General features: G+C 72.4%; 17 protein-coding genes. 9 read left to right on the top strand and 8 right to left on the bottom strand.

The features are described 5' to 3' along the window. Window positions 1-25 precede the first annotated feature (25 nt). Both KV205_RS06520 and KV205_RS06515 read left to right on the top strand, forming a co-directional pair. Window positions 26-1882, top strand: coding sequence for an ABC transporter ATP-binding protein (locus KV205_RS06520; RefSeq protein ID WP_265862909.1), 1857 nt, complete (start codon window positions 26-28; stop codon window positions 1880-1882). A gap of 115 nt (window positions 1883-1997) precedes the next feature. Continuing rightward, a complete protein-coding gene (locus KV205_RS06515) occupies window positions 1998-3170 on the top strand; it encodes an aminotransferase class V-fold PLP-dependent enzyme (protein ID WP_265862907.1) in 1173 nt (390 codons plus the stop codon). 22 nt (window positions 3171-3192) lie between these two features. Here KV205_RS06515 and KV205_RS06510 read toward each other — a convergent pair whose 3' ends face one another. The 5 genes from KV205_RS06510 to KV205_RS06490 all read right to left on the bottom strand — a co-directional run bounded on the left by KV205_RS06510 (window position 3193) and on the right by KV205_RS06490 (window position 7694). After that, window positions 3193-3720 carry a hypothetical protein gene (locus KV205_RS06510; RefSeq protein WP_265862906.1) on the bottom strand — a complete coding sequence of 176 codons (528 nt, stop codon included), beginning with the start codon at window positions 3718-3720 and terminating at the stop codon, window positions 3193-3195. A gap of 131 nt (window positions 3721-3851) precedes the next feature. Continuing rightward, window positions 3852-4310 carry a MaoC family dehydratase gene (locus tag KV205_RS06505; protein ID WP_265862904.1) on the bottom strand — a complete coding sequence of 153 codons (459 nt, stop codon included), beginning with the start codon at window positions 4308-4310 and terminating at the stop codon, window positions 3852-3854. Window positions 4311-4330: 20 nt separating this feature from the next. Further along, a complete protein-coding gene (locus tag KV205_RS06500) occupies window positions 4331-5845 on the bottom strand; it encodes a long-chain fatty acid--CoA ligase (RefSeq protein ID WP_265862903.1) in 1515 nt (504 codons plus the stop codon). A gap of 11 nt (window positions 5846-5856) precedes the next feature. After that, window positions 5857-6735 (bottom strand): amidohydrolase family protein, encoded by an 879-nt coding sequence (locus tag KV205_RS06495; protein WP_265863289.1) that lies wholly within the window; start codon window positions 6733-6735, stop codon window positions 5857-5859. Between the two features lie 26 nt (window positions 6736-6761). After that, window positions 6762-7694 (bottom strand): SDR family NAD(P)-dependent oxidoreductase, encoded by a 933-nt coding sequence (locus tag KV205_RS06490; RefSeq protein WP_265862902.1) that lies wholly within the window; start codon window positions 7692-7694, stop codon window positions 6762-6764. Between the two features lie 142 nt (window positions 7695-7836). Here KV205_RS06490 and KV205_RS06485 point away from each other — a divergent pair, with 142 nt between their 5' ends. After that, entirely contained in the window at window positions 7837-8328 is a 492-nt protein-coding gene (locus tag KV205_RS06485; protein WP_265862901.1) for a MarR family winged helix-turn-helix transcriptional regulator, read from the top strand. On the opposite strand, the gene KV205_RS06480 is transcribed toward KV205_RS06485, so the two are convergent. Next, window positions 8315-8479, bottom strand: coding sequence for a hypothetical protein (locus tag KV205_RS06480; RefSeq protein WP_265862900.1), 165 nt, complete (start codon window positions 8477-8479; stop codon window positions 8315-8317). The genes KV205_RS06485 and KV205_RS06480 overlap by 14 nt on opposite strands. 79 nt (window positions 8480-8558) lie before the next feature. Here KV205_RS06480 and KV205_RS06475 point away from each other — a divergent pair, with 79 nt between their 5' ends. Beyond that, window positions 8559-9185, top strand: a complete 627-nt coding sequence (locus KV205_RS06475; protein WP_265862899.1) for a LysE family translocator — start codon at window positions 8559-8561, stop codon at window positions 9183-9185. A gap of 10 nt (window positions 9186-9195) precedes the next feature. Here the strand turns inward: KV205_RS06475 and KV205_RS06470 are convergent, their stop codons facing one another. Then, window positions 9196-11646 carry a discoidin domain-containing protein gene (locus KV205_RS06470; protein ID WP_265862898.1) on the bottom strand — a complete coding sequence of 817 codons (2451 nt, stop codon included), beginning with the start codon at window positions 11644-11646 and terminating at the stop codon, window positions 9196-9198. A 142-nt stretch (window positions 11647-11788) separates the two neighbouring features. After that, window positions 11789-12817, bottom strand: a complete 1029-nt coding sequence (locus KV205_RS06465; RefSeq protein ID WP_265862897.1) for a LacI family DNA-binding transcriptional regulator — start codon at window positions 12815-12817, stop codon at window positions 11789-11791. 246 nt (window positions 12818-13063) lie between these two features. On the opposite strand from KV205_RS06465, the gene KV205_RS06460 reads away from it, so the two are divergent. The 5 genes from KV205_RS06460 to KV205_RS06440 are packed head-to-tail and all read left to right on the top strand — an operon-like array spanning window position 13064 to window position 20538. Beyond that, entirely contained in the window at window positions 13064-14371 is a 1308-nt protein-coding gene (locus tag KV205_RS06460; RefSeq protein ID WP_265862896.1) for a sugar ABC transporter substrate-binding protein, read from the top strand. A gap of 13 nt (window positions 14372-14384) precedes the next feature. Further along, window positions 14385-15257 (top strand): carbohydrate ABC transporter permease, encoded by an 873-nt coding sequence (locus tag KV205_RS06455; protein ID WP_265862895.1) that lies wholly within the window; start codon window positions 14385-14387, stop codon window positions 15255-15257. Between the two features lie 4 nt (window positions 15258-15261). Next, a complete protein-coding gene (locus KV205_RS06450; RefSeq protein WP_265862893.1) occupies window positions 15262-16104 on the top strand; it encodes a carbohydrate ABC transporter permease in 843 nt (280 codons plus the stop codon). A gap of 54 nt (window positions 16105-16158) precedes the next feature. Beyond that, window positions 16159-17430, top strand: a complete 1272-nt coding sequence (locus tag KV205_RS06445; RefSeq protein WP_265862891.1) for a glycosyl hydrolase — start codon at window positions 16159-16161, stop codon at window positions 17428-17430. Window positions 17431-17490: 60 nt separating this feature from the next. Further along, complete coding sequence (locus tag KV205_RS06440; RefSeq protein ID WP_265862890.1) at window positions 17491-20538, top strand: glycoside hydrolase family 38 C-terminal domain-containing protein; 3048 nt, start codon at window positions 17491-17493, stop codon at window positions 20536-20538. Window positions 20539-20550: the final 12 nt, after the last annotated feature.

Genomic DNA, 20550 nt, shown 5'->3' with positions numbered 1-20550 from the left:
GGGGGTCCGACAAAGCAGGGTTGGTATGGATTCGCCTGAATCACACAAAGGTTCGCCGGGCCGAGGCCCGGTGCTCCTCGCACTCCGCTACTACGGAAGGGAGCTGGCCCGGCTCCGCCGGGTGACCGTCCCCGCGATGCTGCTCCCGGCGCTGGGAAACATCGGCATCGCCTACCTCGCACCGCTCATCGTCGCCAAGCTCGTCGGCCGGATCGCCGGAAACGGAGACGGACACGGCGAGGGCGACGACATCACCCACCTCGACAGCATGCTGCCGTACGTCATCGGCTTCGGCGCCGTCCTCCTCCTCTCCGAGGGGCTCTGGCGGCTCGGACTGCACTGCCTCAACCGGCTCGACGCCCTCGGCATCGAGCGCCTCTACGTCATCGGCATGGACGAACTCTTCGCCAAGGACGCGGCGTTCTTCCACGACAACTTCGCCGGATCCCTCACCAAGCGGGTGCTGAGCTTCGCCTCCCGCTTCGAGGAGTTCGTCGACACCCTCACCTTCAACGTCATGGGCAGCTTCGTACCGCTGCTGTTCGCGTCCGTCGTGCTGTGGCAGTACGAGCCGCTGCTCGTCGCCGGACTGCTCCTGATGATCGCGATCACCGCCTGCTGCGTGGTGCCGCTCGTCCGGCGCCGGCAGAAACTCGTCGCCCAGCGCGAGGAGGCCATCGCCCGGGTCTCCGGCCATGTCGCCGACAGCCTGACGAACATGGACACCGTACGGGCCTTCGCCGCCGAGGACCGCGAGGCGGCCGAACACCGCACCCGCGTCGCCGAGTCGCGCCGCCTCACGCTCCGCTCCTGGGACTACGGCAACCTCCGCATCGACACCGTCGTCGCACCCATGTCGGTGCTCACCAACGTCCTCGGGCTCGTCGTGGCGCTCCTCCTCGGCGCCGGGCAGCACGGCGTCGAGGCGGTCATCGTCGCCTTCACGTACTACTCCAACGCGACCCGCATCATGTTCGAGTTCAACCAGATCTACCGGCGGCTCGAAAGCTCCATGACCGAGGCGGCGCAGTTCACCGAACTGCTGCTCGCCCCGCCGACCGTCGTCGACCCGGAGCGCCCCGAACCACTGCGCTCCCGGACCGGCGACGTACGGTTCGAGCGGGTCACCTTCACCCACGGCGGCGGCCGCGGCGACGCCAAGCCGCTCTTCGAGGACCTCGACCTCGACGTGCCCGCGGGCACGAAGATCGGTCTGGTCGGGCGCTCCGGCGGCGGCAAGACCACCCTCACCAGGCTGCTGCTCCGCATGACGGACGTCGACGCGGGCCGGATCCTCGTCGCCGGACAGGACATCAGCCGGATGAGCCAGTCCGACCTGCGCGGCCTCATCGCGTACGTGCCGCAGGAACCCGCCATGTTCCACCGCACGTTGCGCGAGAACATCGCCTTCGCCCGCCCGGAGGCCACCGAGGCCGAGATCCGGCGGGCGGCGGAGGCGGCGCACGTCACCGAGTTCGCCGACGCGCTGCCCGACGGCTTCGACACCATGGTCGGCGAGCGCGGCGTGAAGCTCTCCGGCGGCCAGCGCCAGCGGGTCGCCCTCGCCCGGGCCATTCTCCGCGACGCGCCGATCCTGCTCCTCGACGAGGCGACCAGCGCCCTCGACTCGGAGAGCGAGATCCTCGTCCAGGACGCCCTGTGGCGTCTCATGGAGGGCCGCACCGCCCTGGTCGTGGCGCACCGGCTCAGTACGGTCGCCGGCATGGACCGGCTGGTCGTGCTCGACCGGGGCCGGGTCGTCGAACAGGGCACGCATCAGCAACTCCTCGACGCGGAAGGCCCGTACGCCAAGCTCTGGCAGCACCAGTCGGGCGGCTTCCTCGACGACGCGCCGGTCGCCGGGGCCGACGTGTCCGGCTGAGCCGCGCCGCGGCCGACGCCGCCGGCCGGGACCACATCCGGGGTCCCGGCCACGGCGCGGTCGGGCATACTCCGAGACCGAGACCGGCGCAGACAGGAACAGGGGGAGCGGGGCCATGACGACACACCAGACGGCCGACGGCAGGGGTACGGACGGGCCCGCCGCGTTCCCCGGCGGCGCCGGGCTGTTCCGGCTCGGGCCCGACGTGGCGCACCTCAACCACGGATCCTTCGGCGCCGTCCCGCTCCCCGTCTCCGCGGCGCGCCGGAGCCTGATCGAGGAAGCGGACGCCGACCCCGACGCCTTCTTCCTCTCCGCACCCGAACGGCTCGCCGCCGCCCGGCGCCGCATCGCCGCGCACCTGGACGCCGACCCCGAGGGCATCGCCCTCGTCCACAACGCCACCGAGGCCGCCAATCTCGCCCTCGACGCGCTCGGCCTCCGTCCCGAGGACGAGGTCCTGGTCACCGACCACGGCTACGGCACCGTCACCGACGCCGCCGCCCGCCGGGCCCGCGTCACCACCGTCGCCCTCGACCCGGAACTCCCGGACGAGGAAGCGGTCGCCGAGGCCGTGCTCGGTGCCCTCACGCCCCGTACCACGGTGGCCGTCCTCGACCAGATCAGCTCGCCCACCGCCCGGATCGTCGCCGGACCGGGACTCGTCGCCGCACTCCGCGAGCGCGGGGTGCGCACGGTCGTCGACGGCGCGCACGCGCCCGGCATGCTCGCCCGACCGCTCGCCGGAGAGCCCGACCTCTGGTTCGGCAACCTGCACAAATGGGCCTACGCGCCGGCCGGCAGCGCCGTCCTCGCGGTCGCCGCGCCCTACCGCGCCCGGGTCCCCGCGCCCGTACCGTCCTGGGAACACGCCCACGGCTTCCCGCGCGCCGTCGAGTACCGCGCCACCGCCGACTACACCGGCCTGCTCGCCGCACCCGAGGGCCTCGACCTGCTCGCCTCGCTCGGCGCGCCGGCGGTCCGCCGCCACAACACCGAACTCGTCGCGTACGGCACGGAGCTCCTGTCCGCCCTCCCGGGCATCACGCCCCTCCCGTACGGCCCCGAGCTGGCCATGCGCTCGCTCCGGCTGCCCCGCGGGCTGGCCCGCACCCATGCCGAGGCCGCCGCCCTCCGCGAGGAGATCGCGGCCCGCCTCGGCTGCCGGGTGCTCGTCTGGGCCTGGCCCACGGGCGGCGGCATCCGGCTCAGCGCCCAGATCTACAACCGGCCGGAGGAGTACGAGCGCCTCGCGGCGGGCCTGAAGCCGCTGCTCGACGGCGGCTGAGCCCCGCCGCGCGACCGCCCGTTCAGCCGAGCCACTCCTGCAGCAGGGCCTCGCGCTCCGCGCGGCGCGGGGTGCCGCCCTCCCGGCTGCGGCCCCATTCGGCCATCGCGGCCAGGGTCGTCTCCATGGTGGCCGCGCCCTCGGTCAGGTGGGACAGGAGCGAGAGCGAGAGGTCGACCTCGCTCTGCGGGTAGCCGGCGGCCGCGGCGACGTACGCCGAGAGCGAGCGGGTGCCCTGCGGCGTCGCCACCTCCACCGTGAGCCGGGGCGGCGCGTCGCCCGCCCGTGGGCCGAAGACCGGCAGGACCAGCTCGCCCACGACGTTCAGGGCCGCGTCCCCGACCACCCCGACCTGGCGCATCAGGGTCTTCTCGGGGATGTCCACGACGGTGAGACCGCTGACGTCCTCCCACGGACAGAGCTGGGACTGCCCGTCACCGAGACCCACCACGCCCTCGGGCGTCAGCCGCACCCCGGGCCCGTGCCCGGTCGGCTTGGCCCCCACGTACACGTCACCCTCGGTGATCCAGAACAGGCCCACCATGGCCATGGTCGCTCACATCTCCCCGACGACGGCGGAGCCGTCGTGTCACACATCGATCGGTCAGGTCGCCCGCGCAACGTGCGACCCCGGGGGAAAGTTCCCAGGTCCGGCGGTCGATGGCGGCCGTAGGCGCTCGGTCAGGCGTAGAAACGGGAGAGGCTGCGCAGCACGCAGGCCGGCTTCGGCGCGTTCTCGATCTCGATCGTGCCGTCGACCGCGATCTGCACGCCGCCGCCCGGCACGTCCGTGACCTCGGCGAGGCGGGCGGAGAGCCGGAGCCGGGAGCCCGCCGGGACCGGGGCCGGGAAACGGACCTTGTCCAGGCCGTAGTTGACCTTCGTCGTCACCCCGCGGACGTCGAGGAGCTCGGTGAACAGCGGGATGAAGAGGGCAAGGGTCAGATAGCCGTGCGCGATGGGCGCGCCGAACGGGCCCTCCTTCGCCCGCTCCACGTCCACATGGATCCACTGGTGGTCGCCGGTCGCGTCCGCGAAGCCGTTGATCCGGGTCTGGGTGACGTCGATCCAGTCGCTGGTGCCCAGTTCGGAGCCGGCCAGGCCCTTCAGCTCGGCGATGCCGTCGACGGTGATGCTCATGGGGGTGCCCTTCGTGTCGTTCACGTCAGTTCAGCCGTCCCGTAGCGGGAGCGGAGTTCGTGCTTGAGCAGCTTTCCGGTGGCCGTGCGCGGCAGCGCCTCGGCCAGGACCAGGGATTTCGGGATCTTGTAGCGGGCGAGCCGCCCGTCCAGGGACGCCAGGATCGCGGCAGGATCGGGCGCGCTTCCCGTCCGCGCGACGACGATCGCGCGGGCCGTCTCGCCCCACTTCGCGTCCGGCACGCCGATCACCGCGCACTCGGCGACATCGGGGTGCGCGAGCAGCGCGTCCTCGACCTCGGCCGGGTAGACGTTCTCGCCGCCCGAGATGATCATGTCCTTGAAGCGGTCGACGATGGTGACATAGCCGTCCGCGTCGACCCGGGCCGCGTCGCCGGTGCGGAACCAGCCGTCCACGAAGGCCGCTTCGCTCTCCGCCGGCAGCCCCCAGTAGCCGTTCATCACATGCGGGCCGCGGACCAGGACCTCGCCGGTCTCGCCGACCTCCGCCGGCGCCAGGTCGGGCCGCACCACCCGTACGTCGGTGAAGAAGTGCGGCACCCCGGCCGAGCCGGCCTTCGCGACCGCGTGCTCCGCGTCGAGGAACAGCGCCCCGGGCGACGCCTCCGTCATCCCGTATCCCTGGAGGAAGGTCAGACCGCGTTCCTGGTAGGTGGCGATCAGCGGGGTCGGTACGGGCGCGCCGCCGCAGCTGAGCAGGCGCAGGCTCGACAGGTCGGCCGTGGCCCAGCGCGGGTGCCGGGCCACCTGGTCGAACATGGTCGGCACCCCGAACATGAAGGTGACGCCGTGCCGTTCGATCAGGTCGAGCGTACCGCCGGGGTCGAAGGACTCGACGAGCACGCACGCGCCGCCCTTGAGCAGCACCGGCAGGGTCAGCATGTTCAGCCCGCCGGTGTGGAACAGCGGGGCGGACACCAGCGCGGTCTCGTCCGCGACCAGGTCGTGGTCGACGAGCACGTTGACGGCGTTCCAGACGATGTTGCCGTGGGTGAGCATGGCGCCCTTGGGACGGCCCGTCGTCCCCGAGGTGTACATGATGATGCAGAGGTCGTCGGGCGAGACCGGCTCGTCGATCGGCGCCGTGGCGGCGCCGGCGAGCAGCTCCTCGTACGCCGCTCCGCCCACCTCGACGACGCTCCGCGCCCCGCCCGACTCCGCTGCCACGGCGGCGACGGCGGCGAGTTCGGGGGAGTGGAGCAGCGCGCGGCTGCCGGAGTCCGTCAGCTGGTACGCGATCTCGGGCGCCGTGAGCCGGGTGTTGAGCGGCACGAACACCCCGCCGAGCAGTCCGGCGGCGAACAGCGTCTCCAGGAACGCCGGATGGTTCCGGCCGAGGTACGCGACACGGTCGCCGCGCCGGACGCCGGCGGCGCGCAGCGCGTGGGCCAGGCGCGTGGTGCGCTCATGCAGTTGGGCGTAGGTGAAGGCGTCCGCCTGGTGGATCAGGGCGGTGCGGTGCGGGGTCTTGCGGGCCCGACGGGCGGGCCATGACCCCAGTCCCTCGTTGCGCATCGACGGCCCTTTCAGGCGGGGGATTCGGTGAGGCCGAGCAGCCGGGTGGCGTTGTGCTTGAGGATCGCGGGGCGGACCTCGTCCTTGATCGGCAGCTCGGCGAAGTCGGCCAGCCAGCGGTCCGGGCTCAGCACCGGGTAGTCGGAGCCGAAGAGGACCTTGTCCTTGAGCAGGGTGTTGGCGTATCGCACCAGCTGCGGCGGGAAGTACTTCGGGGACCAGCCCGACAGGTCGATGTGCACGCCCGGCTTGTGGGTGGCCACGGCCAGCGCCTCGTCCTGCCAGGGGAAGGACGGATGCGCGAGGACGATCTTCATGTGCGGGAAGTCGGCGGCGACGTCGTCCACCCGCATCGGGTCGGAGTACTTCAGGCGGATGCCGCCCCCGCCGGGCACGCCGGCGCCGATCCCGGTCTGCCCGCTGTGGAAGAGCGCGACGGCGCCGGTCTCCTCGATGACCTCGTACAGGCCGTAGGCGATGCGGTCGTCGGGGAAGAAGCCCTGGATGCTGGGGTGGAACTTGAAGCCCCTGACCCCGTACTCCTCGACGAGGCGGCGGGCCGCCCGTACCCCGGCCCGGCCCCGGAAGGGGTCGATCGAGGCGAAGGGGATGAGCACGTCGGGGTGGGCGGCGGCGGTCTCGGCGATCTCCTCGTTGGGGATCGGCTCGGTACCGGTGGCGTGTTCGGCGTCCACCGTGAAGACCACGGCGGCCATCCGCCGCTCCCGGTAGTACGCGGCCATCTCCTCAAGCGTCGGCTTCCGGTCGCCCGCGACCTTGAAGTACGCGCCGGAGGCGGAGTGCAGCTCGTCGGAGAGCGAGGAACGGCCGCTCGCGGAGACCTCGCAGTGGGTGTGGACGTCGATGGCGACCAGCTCGTCCAGGGCCATCGCGGGTATTGCGCTCGTCCCGCTCATCACGCCTCCGGGAGGCGCGGCGCGGGGATGCCGACGGTCTGCGGGACACGGCCGACCGAGGTGTGCCAGGCGGCGGCGAGGGTCTCCGGAGTCCAGCCGCCGTCCGCGTAGGCGGTGGCGATCTCCTCGGGATGCGACCACAGGGCGAGCCGGTCGCCGCCGATGCCCACGCACTGGCCGGTGACATCGGCGGCGGCGTCGGAGGCGAGGAAGGGCACGAGCGCCGCGCAGTCCTCGACCGTGCCGAAGCCCTCGCCCTTGCGCAGGAAGTCCGGGAGCGGCGCGCCGTCCCGCATCGCCGCCACGTACGGGGCGAAGGCCGGGATGGTCTCGGTCATGGCGGTCGCGGCCACCGGCACCACCGCGTTGACGGTGATCCCGGCCTTGGCCAGCTCCATCGACCAGGTTCGGACCATGGCGGCGACACCGGCCTTGGCGGCGGCGTAGTTGGTCTGGCCGAAGTTGCCGCGCTGCCCGGCGGGGGAGCCGACCAGGATCAGCCGGCCGCCCTCGCCCTGCTCGCGCATCCGTACGGCGGCGGCGCGGGCGCAGGTGAAGGTGCCCCGGAGGTGGGTGCCGACGACGGCGTCGAAATCCTCGTCGGTCATCTTCCACAGCACGCGGTCGCGCAGGATGCCCGCGTTGGTGACCAGGACGTCGAGCCGTCCGAAGGCGCTCACGGCCCGCTCGACCAGCCGGTCCGCCGCCTCGGAGGTGCCGACGGCGACGGCTTCGGCGACGGCCCGGCCGCCGGCCGCGACGATGCCGGCCGCGGCCTTCTCGGCGAGCTCGGCGTCCAGGTCGTTGACGACCACGGAGGCTCCGGCGGCGGCCAGCGCGGTGGCGTAGGCGAGCCCGAGGCCCCGGCCGGAGCCGGTGACGATCGCGACCTTGCCGGTGAGATCGACGGCGGGCGTTGCTGTGGGTGACATGAGGGTCCCTTCAGACACGGGGGAGGGGCGGACGGGAGAGCGTGTGCTCGATCGGCTTCGATCCGCTGGAAAGGAAGTTAGGACCAATAGTTGTTGACGTCAATGGTTGTGATCGACATCGGTCCTGCGGCATGCTGGTGCCATGAACGCCAGAGACACCAGAGACACCAGAGGCGCCGGAGACGCCGGGGACCGCGCGGACGACCCCTGGATGCTCGGCCTGCACTCCGACACCGGATATCTGCTCTACCGGCTCGGCCAGCGCTCCGGTCAGCTCTTCAACGCCGCCCTCCAGGAGTCCGGCCTGCGGCTGCGCCACTACGCGGTGCTGCGCTACCTCGCCACCGTCGAGGGCGCCCTCCAGCGCGAGTTGAGCACCCGCCTCGGCTACGACCCCAGCGCCATCGTCGGCCTCGTCGACGACCTCGAACGCCTCGCCCTGGTGGAGCGCCGCCCGGCCCCCGGCGACCGGCGCAGCCGGATCGTCGTTCTCACCGACGCCGGCCGCGGCTACCTCAAGGACACCGACCGCAGCAGCCGCCGCGTCACCGACGGCCTCCTCGCCCCGCTGTCCGAGGAGGAACGCGCCGTGCTGCACGCCCTGTTGCGCCGGGTCGCCGCTACGGGTGAGTGAACACGCACGCCATCCGGGTGTCCGGGTTGCTGCTCATGCCGACGAGCGCCGCGCCGTCCGCCCGGTTCGCCCGGGCGCGCGCCACCGCGTCCCGCAGCTCCTCGTTGCCCTGTCGGGAGGTGTCGGCGTACGTGCGGCTCAGCAGCGTCATGCGGCCCAGTCGAACCCGCCCGGCGCCGAGGAACAGAGGCCCGTACCGGCCACGTCGGCGGGGATGGCACACTCGCCCCATGGTGTACGAATTCCTCGCCGCGGCGGGTGTGCTCGCGCTCCTCACGATGGTGCCCGGACCCGACATGGCGGTCGTGACCCGGCGGGCGGTCGCCGCCGGCCGGCGCGACGGACTGCTGACCGTCGCCGGGATCACCACCGGTCTCCTCGTGTGGGGCGTGCTGTCGGTCGCCGGGCTCGCCGCCGTCCTGGCCGCGTCCGCCACCGCGTACACCGTCGTGAAGCTGGCCGGCGCCGCCTATCTGGTCGTCCTCGGTGTCCAGGCCCTGCGCGCCGCCCGCCGCGGCGGGCCCACCACGGACGCGGCCCCCGTGTCCCTGCCGGCGCCGTCCGGGAACCCGTGGCGCACCGGCCTGGTGAGCAATGTGCTCAATCCGAAGATCGCCGTCTTCTACACGGGTCTGCTGCCCACCCTCGCGCCGCACGGACTGTCCGCGCACACCGGAATGGCGCTCCTGGTGCTCGTCCACGCGACCCTTACCGTGGTCTGGCTGTGCGGCTATGTGCTGCTGCTCGCGAAGGCCCGGGCGTTCTTCGCCCGGGCCTCCGTGCGCCGCCGCATGGAGCGGATCACCGGCGTCGTCCTGATCGGCTTCGGAGTCAAGGTCGCCACGGCGCAGGCGTGAACGTCAGGAGTTACGAGCCCCAGGCCTCGAACTCGTAGATCCGGGCCGCCGGATCCGTCGTCTGCGTCGGCCTCGTGACCACCAGACGCACATAGCGGGCGGTCGCGGTCACCGGATGGGTCGTGGTCGCCGCCGTGTTGCCGGTGACGGTCACCGCCGTGGTCCAGGCGGCGGAGGCGCTGTCGCGGACCTCGATCCGGAAGTCCCGGGTGTTCCAGGTCGCGCTCTCGCCGCCCGCCGCCGCGTGCTTCACCACGAAGCGGTTCAGCGCGCGCGGTGAACCGAGGTCCACCTCGAGCCACTTGTCGGTCGTCAGGGTGCACCACTTGTCGGTGGTGCCGCCGGACACGCTGCCGTTGACGGCCTTCGCCGGGGTCTCCGAGGAGTTGCACTGGCCGGAGCCGGTCGCCGGACGGTTCAGCGCGACATTGGCCTCGGTCGCCGCCGACCAGCCGACCGTGGTGCTCGCGGCGGGGGAGCGGCCCCACTCGGTGGACACCGCCTCGACGTCGAGCGTCGTCGACGCCTCCGTACCGGCCCGGTCGAGCCTCGGCACGAAGTAGCTGTCGTTCGGCGTGGCCCCGAGGAAGGTGCGGCCGCCGCCCGCGTCACGCCGGTACACCTCGTAGTGGTGCACCTGCCCGCCGGCCGGCGCGGTCCACGCGAGCCGCAGCGACTTGCTGCCCGTGCCGGTGTCGGAGCTGCCGAGCACGGTCGGCGCGCCCGGCGCCGCCGTCGCGTCCACCTGCCCGTCGTACACGCCGAGTTGACCGACCTTGATGTCGTACGAGGTGGCCGTCCCGGTCGTCTGGAGGCCGAGCTGGGCGATGGTGCGTCCGGCGTACGGGGAGAGGTCGAGCGTCCTGCGCTCCCAGCCGGCCGTCGTGGTGGAGCCGAGGTCGAGGGTGGTGAAGGTGGTGGGGGAGTCGGTGAAGGAGACGGCGGCCTTCAGCCGGGTCGGTCCGGCCGCCGGGGTCTTGAGGACCACCGACAGCCTGGTGTCGGCGGCGACCGGGAGGCGGGTCTGGTAGAGCCGTACGGTGTTCACGGCGTCCAGCGGGCCGGTCAGGCGGAGCGCGGAGCCGCCCTCGTAGGCGTCGGTGAAGTCGTAGGAGGCCTTCAGCTTCGTCCCCGTGGACTGCACCAGCCAGCGGTAGGTGGGCGGCACGTCCTGGAGGGAGAGGTTGTTCCAGCCGGCGGTCGAGACCCGGGCGCCGCCGGAGTGGTAGAAGTCGCCCTGGCCGGCGTCGAAGGAGGTCACGAAGGGCTTGGCGGTGACCGGCGACGACTCGGCGATGTAGTGGGCCAGGCCCTTCCAGCTCGACGTCGTGGCCGTGTTGGACGGGTCGGCGTTGGCGCCGTCCCAGTAGCGGGCCTCGCGCGCGTACGAATCGGCCCGGTCCGTCGAGGAGTTGTGGGTCCACTCGGGGCGGTAGAGACCGAGCGAGGCGGTGTGCGGCTTGCCGTCCGGGAAGACGGCGCTCCACGGCGCGCTCGAGTTGTAGCCGTTGGCCTCGGTGTCGACGCCCGCGAACAGCTCGTACTCACTGCGCCCGAGGGAGCGGGCGAGGGTGCGGGAGGAGTCGAGCGCGGCGGCGCCCCAGCCGAAGTCGAGGAACATCGAGTCGCTGGTGCGCTGCGAACCCTCCTGCAGGAAGGCGTCGTTGGCGCTGGTGAGCGCGTCCTGCCAGCTGACCGCGCCGGACTCGGTCATCGCGTCGTACCACATGAACTCGACCGGGCCGAGCGAGCGCGCGTAGCGCAGGGTGTTGCGCATCTCGGTGGCGAGGGTGCTGTCGCCGCCGGCCGTCTCCTGGTTGATGAACCAGCCGTCGAAGCCGTAGTACCGGGCGGCCTCGGCGAGTTTGTCGGCGACCGGGTAGCGGGCGCCGGACTTCTGCACGAAGTCCCGCACCCACTGGATCTGGCCGCCGTAGGCGGTGGGCGGGAAGAAGACCGTGCCGTAGACCTTCACGCCGTTGCGGTGGGCGGCGTCGATCACGGTGGGGTTCGGCGCGAGGATCAGCCCCTCGCCCGCCGAACCGCCCCAGAAGACCAGCTTGTCGACGTACTGCCAGTGCCCGAAGGCGTAATAGCGCGGATCGAGCGAGCCCTGGGAGGGATTGTTCGAGGTCGGGGCGAAGGACACCAGGGACACGACCTTGCCCTCACCGGCCCGGGCGTTGGCGTTCGCCTTCAGGGCGGGGTCGGAGACCCGTGGGGTGAGCGGCACGCGCGAGCGGTTGAAGCGGGCGTCGGGGTCGGTGGCCGGGTCCCAGTTCAGGATCGAATTCGGGTACCAGTAGGAGGCGTACGGCTGGCCGCCGGCGGCGCCGACAACGTTGTCGGGCGCCGGTACCGCCGGTGCCGCGGACCCCGACGCCGAGGCGGCGGGTGTGACGGCGAGGCCGAGAAGGGCCGCCGACAGGGCGGCGGCCAGCAGACGGGGAAGTCGTCTCATCGATGCTCCGGTCCAGCAGGAGGGGGGAAGGAAGGCTGGTGGTGCCGGTGGCGCGATGGTGCGGAAGGCGAACGGGGCGACACTCCGCCGCCCGGTCCGGGAGGCTAAACCCCTTTAGCAGAGGGGTCAAGAGGGCCGGCCGTCATTCGGCGGCCGGCGCCGCCGTGCTCTCGCGCACCGTGAGCCGCGGTGTCGGGTTCCTGATGTCGCGGCCCGCGGCCGGGTCGTCGACCACGGCGAGCAGGGCGGTCGCCACCTGCTCGCCGAGCGCGAAGGTGTCGCGGGACAGCGCGGTCAGCGAGGGGTGCACGATCCGGGCGAGCGCGGAGTCGTCGAAGGACACCAGGGACAGCTCGCCCGGCACCCGTACGCCCATCTCGGCGGCGACCCCGAGCCCGGCGACCGCCATCACGTCGCTGTCGTACACGATGGCCGTCGGCCGCTGCCCGGCCGGCCGGGCGAGCAGGGCGCGGGTGGCGGCGGCGCCCTCGGCGTCGCTGAAGTCGGTCGGTACGGAGACGGCGTCGGCGAGTCCGAGGCGGCGCGCCGCGTCCCGTACCGCCCGGATCCGGCGCCGGGTGTGCTGGAAGGCGGGCAGCCCGGCGAGATGCGCGATCCGGCGGTGGCCGAGCGCCGCCAGGTACTCGACGATCGAGGTCATCGCCTCGCGGTCGTCGGCCCAGACGGCGGGCAGCCCGCCGTGCCGGCCGGGCCCGCCCAGCACCACGGTCGGCACCCCGAGCTCCTCCAGGACCGGGATCCGAGGGTCGCGCACCTGGAGGTCGACGAGCACGAAGCCGTCCACCCGGTGCTCCGAGGTCCACCGCCGGTAGACCTCGACCTCGGCGGCGGTGTCCTCGACGACGAGCAGCTGGAGCGCGGTGCCGCAGGTGGAGAGCGCGGCCTGGAGACCGGAGAGCAGCTGGCCGAAGAACGGCTCGAGCCCGATGGTGCGGGCGGGCCGGGCGAGCACCAGGCCGACCGCCCCGGCGCGCGCCCCGCCGAGCGCGCGGGCGGCGCTGTGCGGGCGCCAGTTCATCCGCTCGGCGACCCGCAGGATCCGCTCCCGGGTGGCCTCGCTGACGCCCGGGCGCCCGTTGAGCGCGAAGGAGACGGCTCCCTTGGAGACACCGGCCTCCCTGGCGATGTCGGCGATGGTCGGTCTGGCCAACGGACGCCCCCTTCCCGGCCGTTGGAAGACGGCCGATTCCGCTCGGTCCCTGCACGGTCCCTTGACACCGGAGTCTAGCCGCGAGCATAGTCCCGCATCGCTAGACCGGTTTAGTAGATCCGGTCAGCGGTTGAACTCCGAGCAAGCCCAGCACCGAGCAAGCCCAGCACCGAGCAAGCCGAGCGTCAGAAGCACCGAGCAAGGTCCGCGCACACCCCCGCGACGTCCGAGCAAGGAGACACCCTCGTGCGACACATCCGGAGAAGCCCCCTGGCCCGCTGGACCGCCACGGCCGCCGCCACCGCCCTCGCCGCCATGACCCTCGCCGGCTGCGGCCTCGGCGGCACCGAGGACTCCGGGGCCCCCGGCCCGGCCGACACCGGCGGCGAGGTCAAGGGCAAGGTCTCGCTGCAGACCTGGGCCCTCAAGCCGAAGTTCACCGCCTACATGGAGAAGGTGATCGACGGCTTCGAGAAGAAGTACCCGGGCACCACGGTCGAGTGGCTCGACCAGCCCGGCGAGGGCTACTCGGAGAAGGTGCTCAGCCAGTCCGCCGGCGGCACCCTGCCCGACGTCGTCAACCTCCCCCCGGACTTCGCCCTCCCCCTCGTCAGGCAGAACCTGCTGCTCGACATCGGCAAGGCCGACGCGGCCTCCGCGAAGGACTACGTCAAGGGCGGCCTCGACGCCTACCGCTTCCCCGGCCACGACGGCACCTACGGCTACCCCTGGTACCTCAACACCGACGTCAACTACTGGAACGGCGAGCTGTTCACGAAGTACGGCCTCGACCCGAAGAAGCCGCCGGCCTCCCTCGACGAGCTCGTCAAGGCCGCCCGTACGGTCAAGGCGAAGTCCGGCGGACAGACCTATCTGATGAGCCGCAAGCCCAACCTCATCGACCTCGCCAACGCCGGCGTGCCGATCATGAACGCGGAGGGCACCCGCTTCACCTTCAACACCCCCGAGGCCGCCGCCGTCCTCGACACCTACCGGGCCGCCTACCAGGAGGGCCTGCTGCCGAAGGACGTGCTCACCGAGACCTACGCGGGCAACACCAAGCTCTTCGCCTCCGGCACCGCCGCCTGGACCACCGCCGGCGCCAACTACATCACCAGCCTCGCCACCGACAACCCGACCCTCGCCCCCAAGGTGGTCTCCTCGCCGGCCATGGGCACCCCGCCGCTCTACGTGCAGGGCCTGTCCATCCCGAGGAACACCAAGAACCCGGCCGCCGCCCTGGCCCTCGCCCGCTGGGTGACCAACGCCGAGAACCAGGCCGCCTTCGCCCACGAGACCAGCATCTTCCCCTCCACCACCGCCTCTGCCGCCGACCCGTACTTCGCCGAGAGCGACGGCAGCAACGCCGGCGACGCCAAGGTCACCGCCTTCCGTTCCCTCGCCGCCGCCAAGGTCCTCGAACCCGTCCAGGCCAACGACGCCGTCAAGACCCTGATCAACCAGCAGATCGCACTCGCCATCAGCGGCCAGGCCGGATCGAAGGAAGCCCTCGACACGGCGGCCGCCCGCGCCGACCAGCTCATCAAGGACTGAGGCGGCGCCCGACATGACCCACCGACGCTGGTTCACCCCCTGGCTGCTCGCCGGCCCTGCGCTGCTCTGGCTCGCCGTCTTCAACCTGTGGCCCGCCGTCAACACCGTGATCCTGTCCTTCACCAACGCCAAACCGCTCGGCGGAGGACACTTCACCGGCCTGGCGAACTACCGGCGCGCCCTGGACGACGCCCAGCTGACCGACGCCCTGGTGAACAGCGTCGTCTACCTCTTGGTGTGTCTGCCCCTGCTCACCCTGCTTCCGCTGCTGCTCGCCCTCCTCGTGGAGAAGAAGCTGCCCGGCATCACCTTCTTCCGCACCGCGTTCTACAGCCCCGTGGTCGCCTCCGCCGTCGTCGTCGGCATCATCTGGGGCTGGGTGCTCGACGACCGGGGCCTGCTCAACGGCATGCTCCACCAGCTGGGCCTCGCCGACCGGCCCGTCTCCTTCCTCACCGACCGCTGGCTGCTGCTGTTCAGCGCCATCGCGCTCACCGTGTGGAAGGGCCTCGGCTACTACATGGTCATCTATCTGTCCGCGCTCGGGAACGTCGGGCGCGAGCTCCACGAGGCCGCCGCCGTGGACGGCGCCTCCGCCGTCCGCCGCTTCTGGCACGTCACCCTGCCCGGCGTCCGCCCCGCCATGCTCCTCGTCTCCGTGCTCATCTCGGTCTCCGCCCTGCGGATCTTCTCCGAGCTGTACGTGCTCTCCCACGGCACCGGCGGACCCGGCGGGCGCGACATGTCCGTGGTCATGCTCATCCAGATGTACAGCCGGGGCTTCACCGGCCACATCGGCTACGCCTCCGCCCTCAGCATCCTGCTCTTCGTCCTCACCGTCGGGCCGATGCTCGTGCTCGCCCGGCTCGACCGGAAGGGGGCCTGACGGCATGGCAGCCCCGGGCCGCGCCCCGTCCACCGCCGAGAAGGCGGTCCGCTATCTGCTCCTGCTCGGCGTCCTGCTGCTCACCATCGGGCCCTTCCTGTGGCAGCTGTCCACCTCGCTCAAGGGCCCCGCCGAGGACGTCTACTCCCGCACTCCGGGCTTCCTGCCCGACGCCCCGACCCTCGCCAACTACGCCAAGGTCGCCGACACGATCCCGGTGTGGACCTACGCCGCCAACTCCCTGGTCGTGGCCGGCATCGCGGTCCTCGGGAACGCCGTCGGCGCCACCCTGGCCGGCTACGCGCTCGCTCGCCTTCGCTTCCGCGGCGCCCGGCTCGCGCTCGGCCTCTTCCTCGCCACCCTCGTACTGCCCGGCGAGGTCACCCTCGTCTCCCAGTACGTGACCGTGCGCAGCCTCGGCCTCACCGACACCCTCCTCGGGGTCGCCCTGCCCGGCGCCATCGCCATGCTCAACGTGCTCCTCATGTACACGGCCTTCCGGTCCGTGCCGCCCGAGCTCGACTCCGCCGCGCTCGTGGACGGCGCCAACGCCTGGCAGCGCCTCGTGCACGTGAGTCTGCCGAACGTACGGGGCATGCTGAGCGTCGTGGTGATCTTCACCTTCATCGGCGCCTGGGACGACTTCCTGTGGCCGCTCATCGTGCTCAACGACCCCGGCCGCTACACCCTCACGGTCGGCCTGCAGTACCTCGACGGCACCTTCACCGCCAACCCCCGGCTGATCGCCGCCGGCACCATGATCGCCTTCCTGCCGATCGTGGCCGTGTTCGCGGCGCTCCAGCGCTTCTTCTTCAAGGGGGTCGAGGAGGGAGCGCTCAAGGGCTGACCGGGGCTGACCGACCTGACCGCTGCCCGTCTCACGAAGGACACCGCACCGCACATGACGCACCCTCCTTCCGCCGCCCCGCGTTTCGGCGTCAACTACACGCCCAGCGAGGGCTGGTTCCACCACTGGCTCGACTTCGACCTCGACGCCGTACGCGCCGACCTGGACTCGATCGCCACCCTCGGCCTCGACCACGTCCGGGTCTTCCCGCTGTGGCCGCTCTTCCAGCCCAATCGCACCCTGATCCGGCCGCGCGCCGTCGAGCAGCTCGCCGCGCTCGTCGACGCCGCCGCCGAACGCGGCCTCGACGTCGCCGTCGACGGCCTCCAGGGCCATCTGTCCAGCTTCGACTTCCTGCCCGCCTGGACCCAGACCTGGCACCGGCGCAACCTCTTCACCGACCCGGACGTCCTCGACGGCCAGGCCGCCTATCTGCGCACCCTCGCCGCCGCCCTCGCCGACCGGCCGAACTTCCTCGGCATGACCCTCGGCAACGAGATCGACCAGTTCTCCGGCGCCCCCCACCCCGACCCCGACCGGATCACCCCCGACCAGGCCGCGCACTGGCTGCGCCGCATGCTCGCCGCCTGCGAGGACGGCGCGCCCGGCCGGTTCCATCTGCACGCCGCCTACGACGCCGCCTGGTACCTCGACGACCACCCCTTCACCCCCGGTCACGCCGCCCGCATCGGCGCGGCCACCGCCGTCCACTCCTGGGTGTTCAACGGCACCGCCCAGCGCTACGGCCCCGACTCCGTCGCCGTCGGCCGGCACGCCGCCTACCTCGTCGAACTCTCCAAGGCCTGGGCCGACGACCCGCACCGCCCGGTCTGGCTCCAGGAGGTCGGCGCGCCCGCCCCGCACATCCCCGCCGACCGGGCGGCCGAATTCACCCGGACGACCGTCGCCGCCGCGCTCGACTGCCCCGATCTGTGGGGTATCACGTGGTGGTGCTCCCACGACGTCGACCGCGCGCTCGCCGACTTCCCCGAACTGGAATACAGCCTGGGCCTGTTGACCAACGACCGGAAGGTCAAGCCGGCCGGCCGGGCTCTCGCGGACGCCGTCGCCGCGGCCCGTACGGCAGGGGTCAGGCCCGCGCCGAGGAGCACCGCGCTCGTCGTCGACCTCCCGGAGGAGGTCACCGCGCGCTCGTCCTGCGGCCCCGGCGGCGCGCACTACGAGGCGTTCATGCGGCTCGCCGCGGACGGGGCCCGCCCGGCCGTCGTCCTCGCGGCCCGCGCCGCCGACCCCGCGCACCTGGCCGCCCGCGGCATCACCGAGCTGGTCACGCCGGACGACCTCGGCGGCGCCCGGCGCCGCTGACCCCGCCTCGTAACCCCGACCCGGATTCGTACCCCCGCCCCTGCCCTTGGAGCGCTCCGCATGCATGACGACCGCAGCCTCGTCGAGTCCCGGCTCAAGCGGGTCCTCGAAGAACGCATCCGCCCCGCCGTCCACCCCGTCTCCGTGCCCCTCACCGCGGGCATCTGGACCGCCCCCGGCGAACCCGTCCCGGTCGCCGAGGGCCTCGCCGCGCCCCGTACCCCCATCGCCGCCGGCGAGGTGTGGGGCGCGCCCTGGTCCACCAGTTGGCTCACCGTGACCGGCACCGTCCCCGAGGAGTGGGCCGGCCGGACCGTCGAGGCGCTGATCGACCTCGGCTTCGACGCCAACATGCCCGGCTTCCAGTGCGAAGGCCTGGTCTACCGCCCGGACGGCAGCCCGGTGAAGGGCCTCCACCCGCGCAACCAGTGGGTGCGGATCGCCGCTCCGGCGGCCGGCGGCGAGGAGGTGCTGCTGCACGTCGAGGCCGCGGCCAACCCGGTTATCCTCGACTACCACCCCTTCCTGCCCACCGAGCTCGGCGAGAAGGAGACGGCCGGCGACCGGCCGCAGTACCGGCTCGCCCGGCTCGATCTCGCCGTCTTCGACGAGACCGTCTGGGAACTCGTCATCGACCTGGAGGTGCTCGGCGAGCTGATGGCCGAGCTGCCCGTCGAGGGCGCCCGCCGCTGGGACGTCCTGCGCGCCGTCGAACGCGCCCTGGACGCCCTCGACCTCCAGGACGTGGGCGGCACCGCCGCCGCGGCCCGCGCCGAACTGGCCGGCGTCCTCGCCTCGCCCGCCGAGCCCTCCGCCCACCGCATCAGCGCCGTCGGGCACGCCCACATCGACTCCGCCTGGCTCTGGCCGCTGCGCGAGACGGTCCGGAAGGTGGCCCGTACCACCGCCAACATGACCGCGCTCCTGGAGGACCAGCCCGACTTCGTCTACACCATGTCCCAGGCCCAGCAGTACGCCTGGATCAAGGAGCACCGGCCCGAGGTGTACGCCCGGGTGAAGAAGGCCGTCGCCGAGGGCCGCTTCGTCCCGGCCGGCGGCATGTGGGTCGAGTCCGACACCAACATGCCCTCCTCGGAGGCGATGGCCCGTCAGTTCGTGCACGGCAAGCGCTTCTTCCTCGACGAGTTCGGCGTCGAGAACCACGAGGCCTGGCTCCCCGACACCTTCGGCTTCGCCGGCGGACTCCCGCAGATCATCCGGCAGGCCGGCTCGAAGTGGCTGCTCACCCAGAAGATCTCCTGGAGTCAGGTCAACTCCTTCCCGCACCACACCTTCTGGTGGGAGGGCATCGACGGCACCCGGATCTTCACCCACTTCCCGCCCATCGACACCTACAACTGCTCCATGCAGGGCAAGGAGATCGCCCACGCCGTCCGCAACTTCAAGGACAAGGGCCGCGCCCGGCACTCCCTCGCCCCCACCGGCTGGGGCGACGGAGGCGGCGGCACGACCCGCGAGATGATCGCCAAGGCGGCCCGGATGCGCGATCTGGAGGGCTCCGCGACCGTACGCTGGGAGCGGCCCGCCGAGTTCTTCGCCAAGGCCCAGGCGGAGTACCCCGAACCACCGGTGTGGGTAGGAGAGTTGTACCTCGAACTGCACCGCGCCACGCTCACCAGCCAGGCCCGTACGAAGCAGGGCAACCGGGCGAGCGAGAACCTGCTGCGCGAGGCCGAGCTGTGGGCCGCCACCGCCGCCGTACGGACCGGATTGCCGTATCCGTACGCGGAGTTGGACCGCATCTGGAAGACGGTCCTGCTCCACCAGTTCCACGACATCCTGCCCGGCTCTTCCATCGCCTGGGTGCACCGCGAGGCGGAGGCCACGTACGCCCGCGTCGCCGAGGAGCTCACCGCGATCGTCGACCGCGCCCAGCGCGCCCTGGCGGGGGAGGGGGACGCGGAGGTCGTCTTCAACTCCGCCCCGCACCCGCGCGGCGGCATCCCGGCGGGCGGCGCCCGGCCCCTCTCGGCCCTGCCCGCCGCACCCGGCCGCTGCACCGCCGCGCCGCACGCCGACGGCGGCTTCGTCCTCGACAACGGGCTGCTCCGCGTCACCGTCGACGCCCGCGGTCTCGTCGTCTCGCTCGTCGACCTCGACACCGGACGCGAGACCGTCGCCCCCGGCGCCGCCGCCAACCTGCTCCAGCTCCACCCCGACTTCCCCAACATGTGGGACGCCTGGGACGTCGACCGCTTCTACCGCAACACCGTCACCGACCTGACGGACGTCGACGGACTCGCCCTGGCCGAGGACGCGTCGGGCGCCGTGGCCGTCCGCGTCACCCGCTCCTTCGGCTCCTCCACCGCCGTCCAGACGCTCACCCTCCGGGCGGGAGAGAAGCGCCTCGACCTCGACACCGAGGTCGACTGGCACGAGACGGAGAAGTTCCTCAAGGCGGCCTTCCCGCTCGACGTGCACACCGACCGCTACGCCGCCGAGACCCAGTTCGGGCACCTCCACCGGCCCACCCACACCAACACCAGTTGGGAGGCGGCCAAGTTCGAGGCCTGCAACCACCGCTTCGTGCACTTCGAGGAGCCGGGCTGGGGCGTCGCCCTCGTCACCGCCTCCACCTACGGACACGACGTCACCCGTGCCGTCCGGCCGGAGGATCGCGGCACGACCACCACGGTCCGCGCCTCCCTGCTGCGCGCACCCCGCTTCCCCGACCCCCACACCGACCAGGGCGTGCACCGCTTCCGGCACGCCCTCGTGCCCGGCGCGCGGATCGGCGACGCCGTCCGCGAAGGCCACCGGATCAACCAGCCCGAGCGGCAGGTGCGGGGCGGCGTGCCGGCCGAGGTGGCTCCGCTGGTGAGCGTGGCCGACGAGGCCGTGGTCGTCAGCGCGGTCAAGCTGGCCGACGACGGCAGCGGCGATGTCGTGGTCCGCGTCTACGAGTCGCGCGGCGCCCGCGCCCGCACCCGCCTCACCACCGGGTTCCCGCTCGCCGGCGCCCGGGCCTGCGACCTGCTCGAACGCCCTTGGCCCGGCGGGGAGGGCGAGGCGGAGACCGACGGCGACGACGTCCTGATCAGCCTGCGCCCCTTCCAGCTGCTCACCCTCCGGCTCGCCAGGGCGTGAGCCGATCGTGAC

This window comes from Streptomyces sp. SKN60, from assembly GCF_026236535.1.
Classification (GTDB): Bacteria; Actinomycetota; Actinomycetes; order Streptomycetales; family Streptomycetaceae; genus Streptomyces.
The sequence above is the reverse complement of the archived record's forward strand: the minus strand, read 5'-3'. Positions and strand labels throughout refer to the sequence as shown.

Excerpts from the sequence above, each read along its gene's own strand:
- KV205_RS06520 (WP_265862909.1), top strand. The coding sequence starts at position 26 with ATGGATTCGCCTGAATCACACAAAGGTTCGCCGGGCCGAGGCCCGGTG.
- KV205_RS06515 (WP_265862907.1), top strand. The coding sequence starts at position 1,998 with ATGACGACACACCAGACGGCCGACGGCAGGGGTACGGACGGGCCCGCC.
- KV205_RS06510 (WP_265862906.1), bottom strand. The coding sequence starts at position 3,720 with ATGGCCATGGTGGGCCTGTTCTGGATCACCGAGGGTGACGTGTACGTG.
- KV205_RS06505 (WP_265862904.1), bottom strand. The coding sequence starts at position 4,310 with ATGAGCATCACCGTCGACGGCATCGCCGAGCTGAAGGGCCTGGCCGGC.
- KV205_RS06500 (WP_265862903.1), bottom strand. The coding sequence starts at position 5,845 with ATGCGCAACGAGGGACTGGGGTCATGGCCCGCCCGTCGGGCCCGCAAG.
- KV205_RS06495 (WP_265863289.1), bottom strand. The coding sequence starts at position 6,735 with ATGGCCCTGGACGAGCTGGTCGCCATCGACGTCCACACCCACTGCGAG.
- KV205_RS06490 (WP_265862902.1), bottom strand. The coding sequence starts at position 7,694 with ATGTCACCCACAGCAACGCCCGCCGTCGATCTCACCGGCAAGGTCGCG.
- KV205_RS06485 (WP_265862901.1), top strand. The coding sequence starts at position 7,837 with ATGAACGCCAGAGACACCAGAGACACCAGAGGCGCCGGAGACGCCGGG.
- KV205_RS06480 (WP_265862900.1), bottom strand. The coding sequence starts at position 8,479 with ATGACGCTGCTGAGCCGCACGTACGCCGACACCTCCCGACAGGGCAAC.
- KV205_RS06475 (WP_265862899.1), top strand. The coding sequence starts at position 8,559 with ATGGTGTACGAATTCCTCGCCGCGGCGGGTGTGCTCGCGCTCCTCACG.
- KV205_RS06470 (WP_265862898.1), bottom strand. The coding sequence starts at position 11,646 with ATGAGACGACTTCCCCGTCTGCTGGCCGCCGCCCTGTCGGCGGCCCTT.
- KV205_RS06455 (WP_265862895.1), top strand. The coding sequence starts at position 14,385 with ATGACCCACCGACGCTGGTTCACCCCCTGGCTGCTCGCCGGCCCTGCG.
- KV205_RS06450 (WP_265862893.1), top strand. The coding sequence starts at position 15,262 with ATGGCAGCCCCGGGCCGCGCCCCGTCCACCGCCGAGAAGGCGGTCCGC.
- KV205_RS06445 (WP_265862891.1), top strand. The coding sequence starts at position 16,159 with ATGACGCACCCTCCTTCCGCCGCCCCGCGTTTCGGCGTCAACTACACG.
- KV205_RS06440 (WP_265862890.1), top strand. The coding sequence starts at position 17,491 with ATGCATGACGACCGCAGCCTCGTCGAGTCCCGGCTCAAGCGGGTCCTC.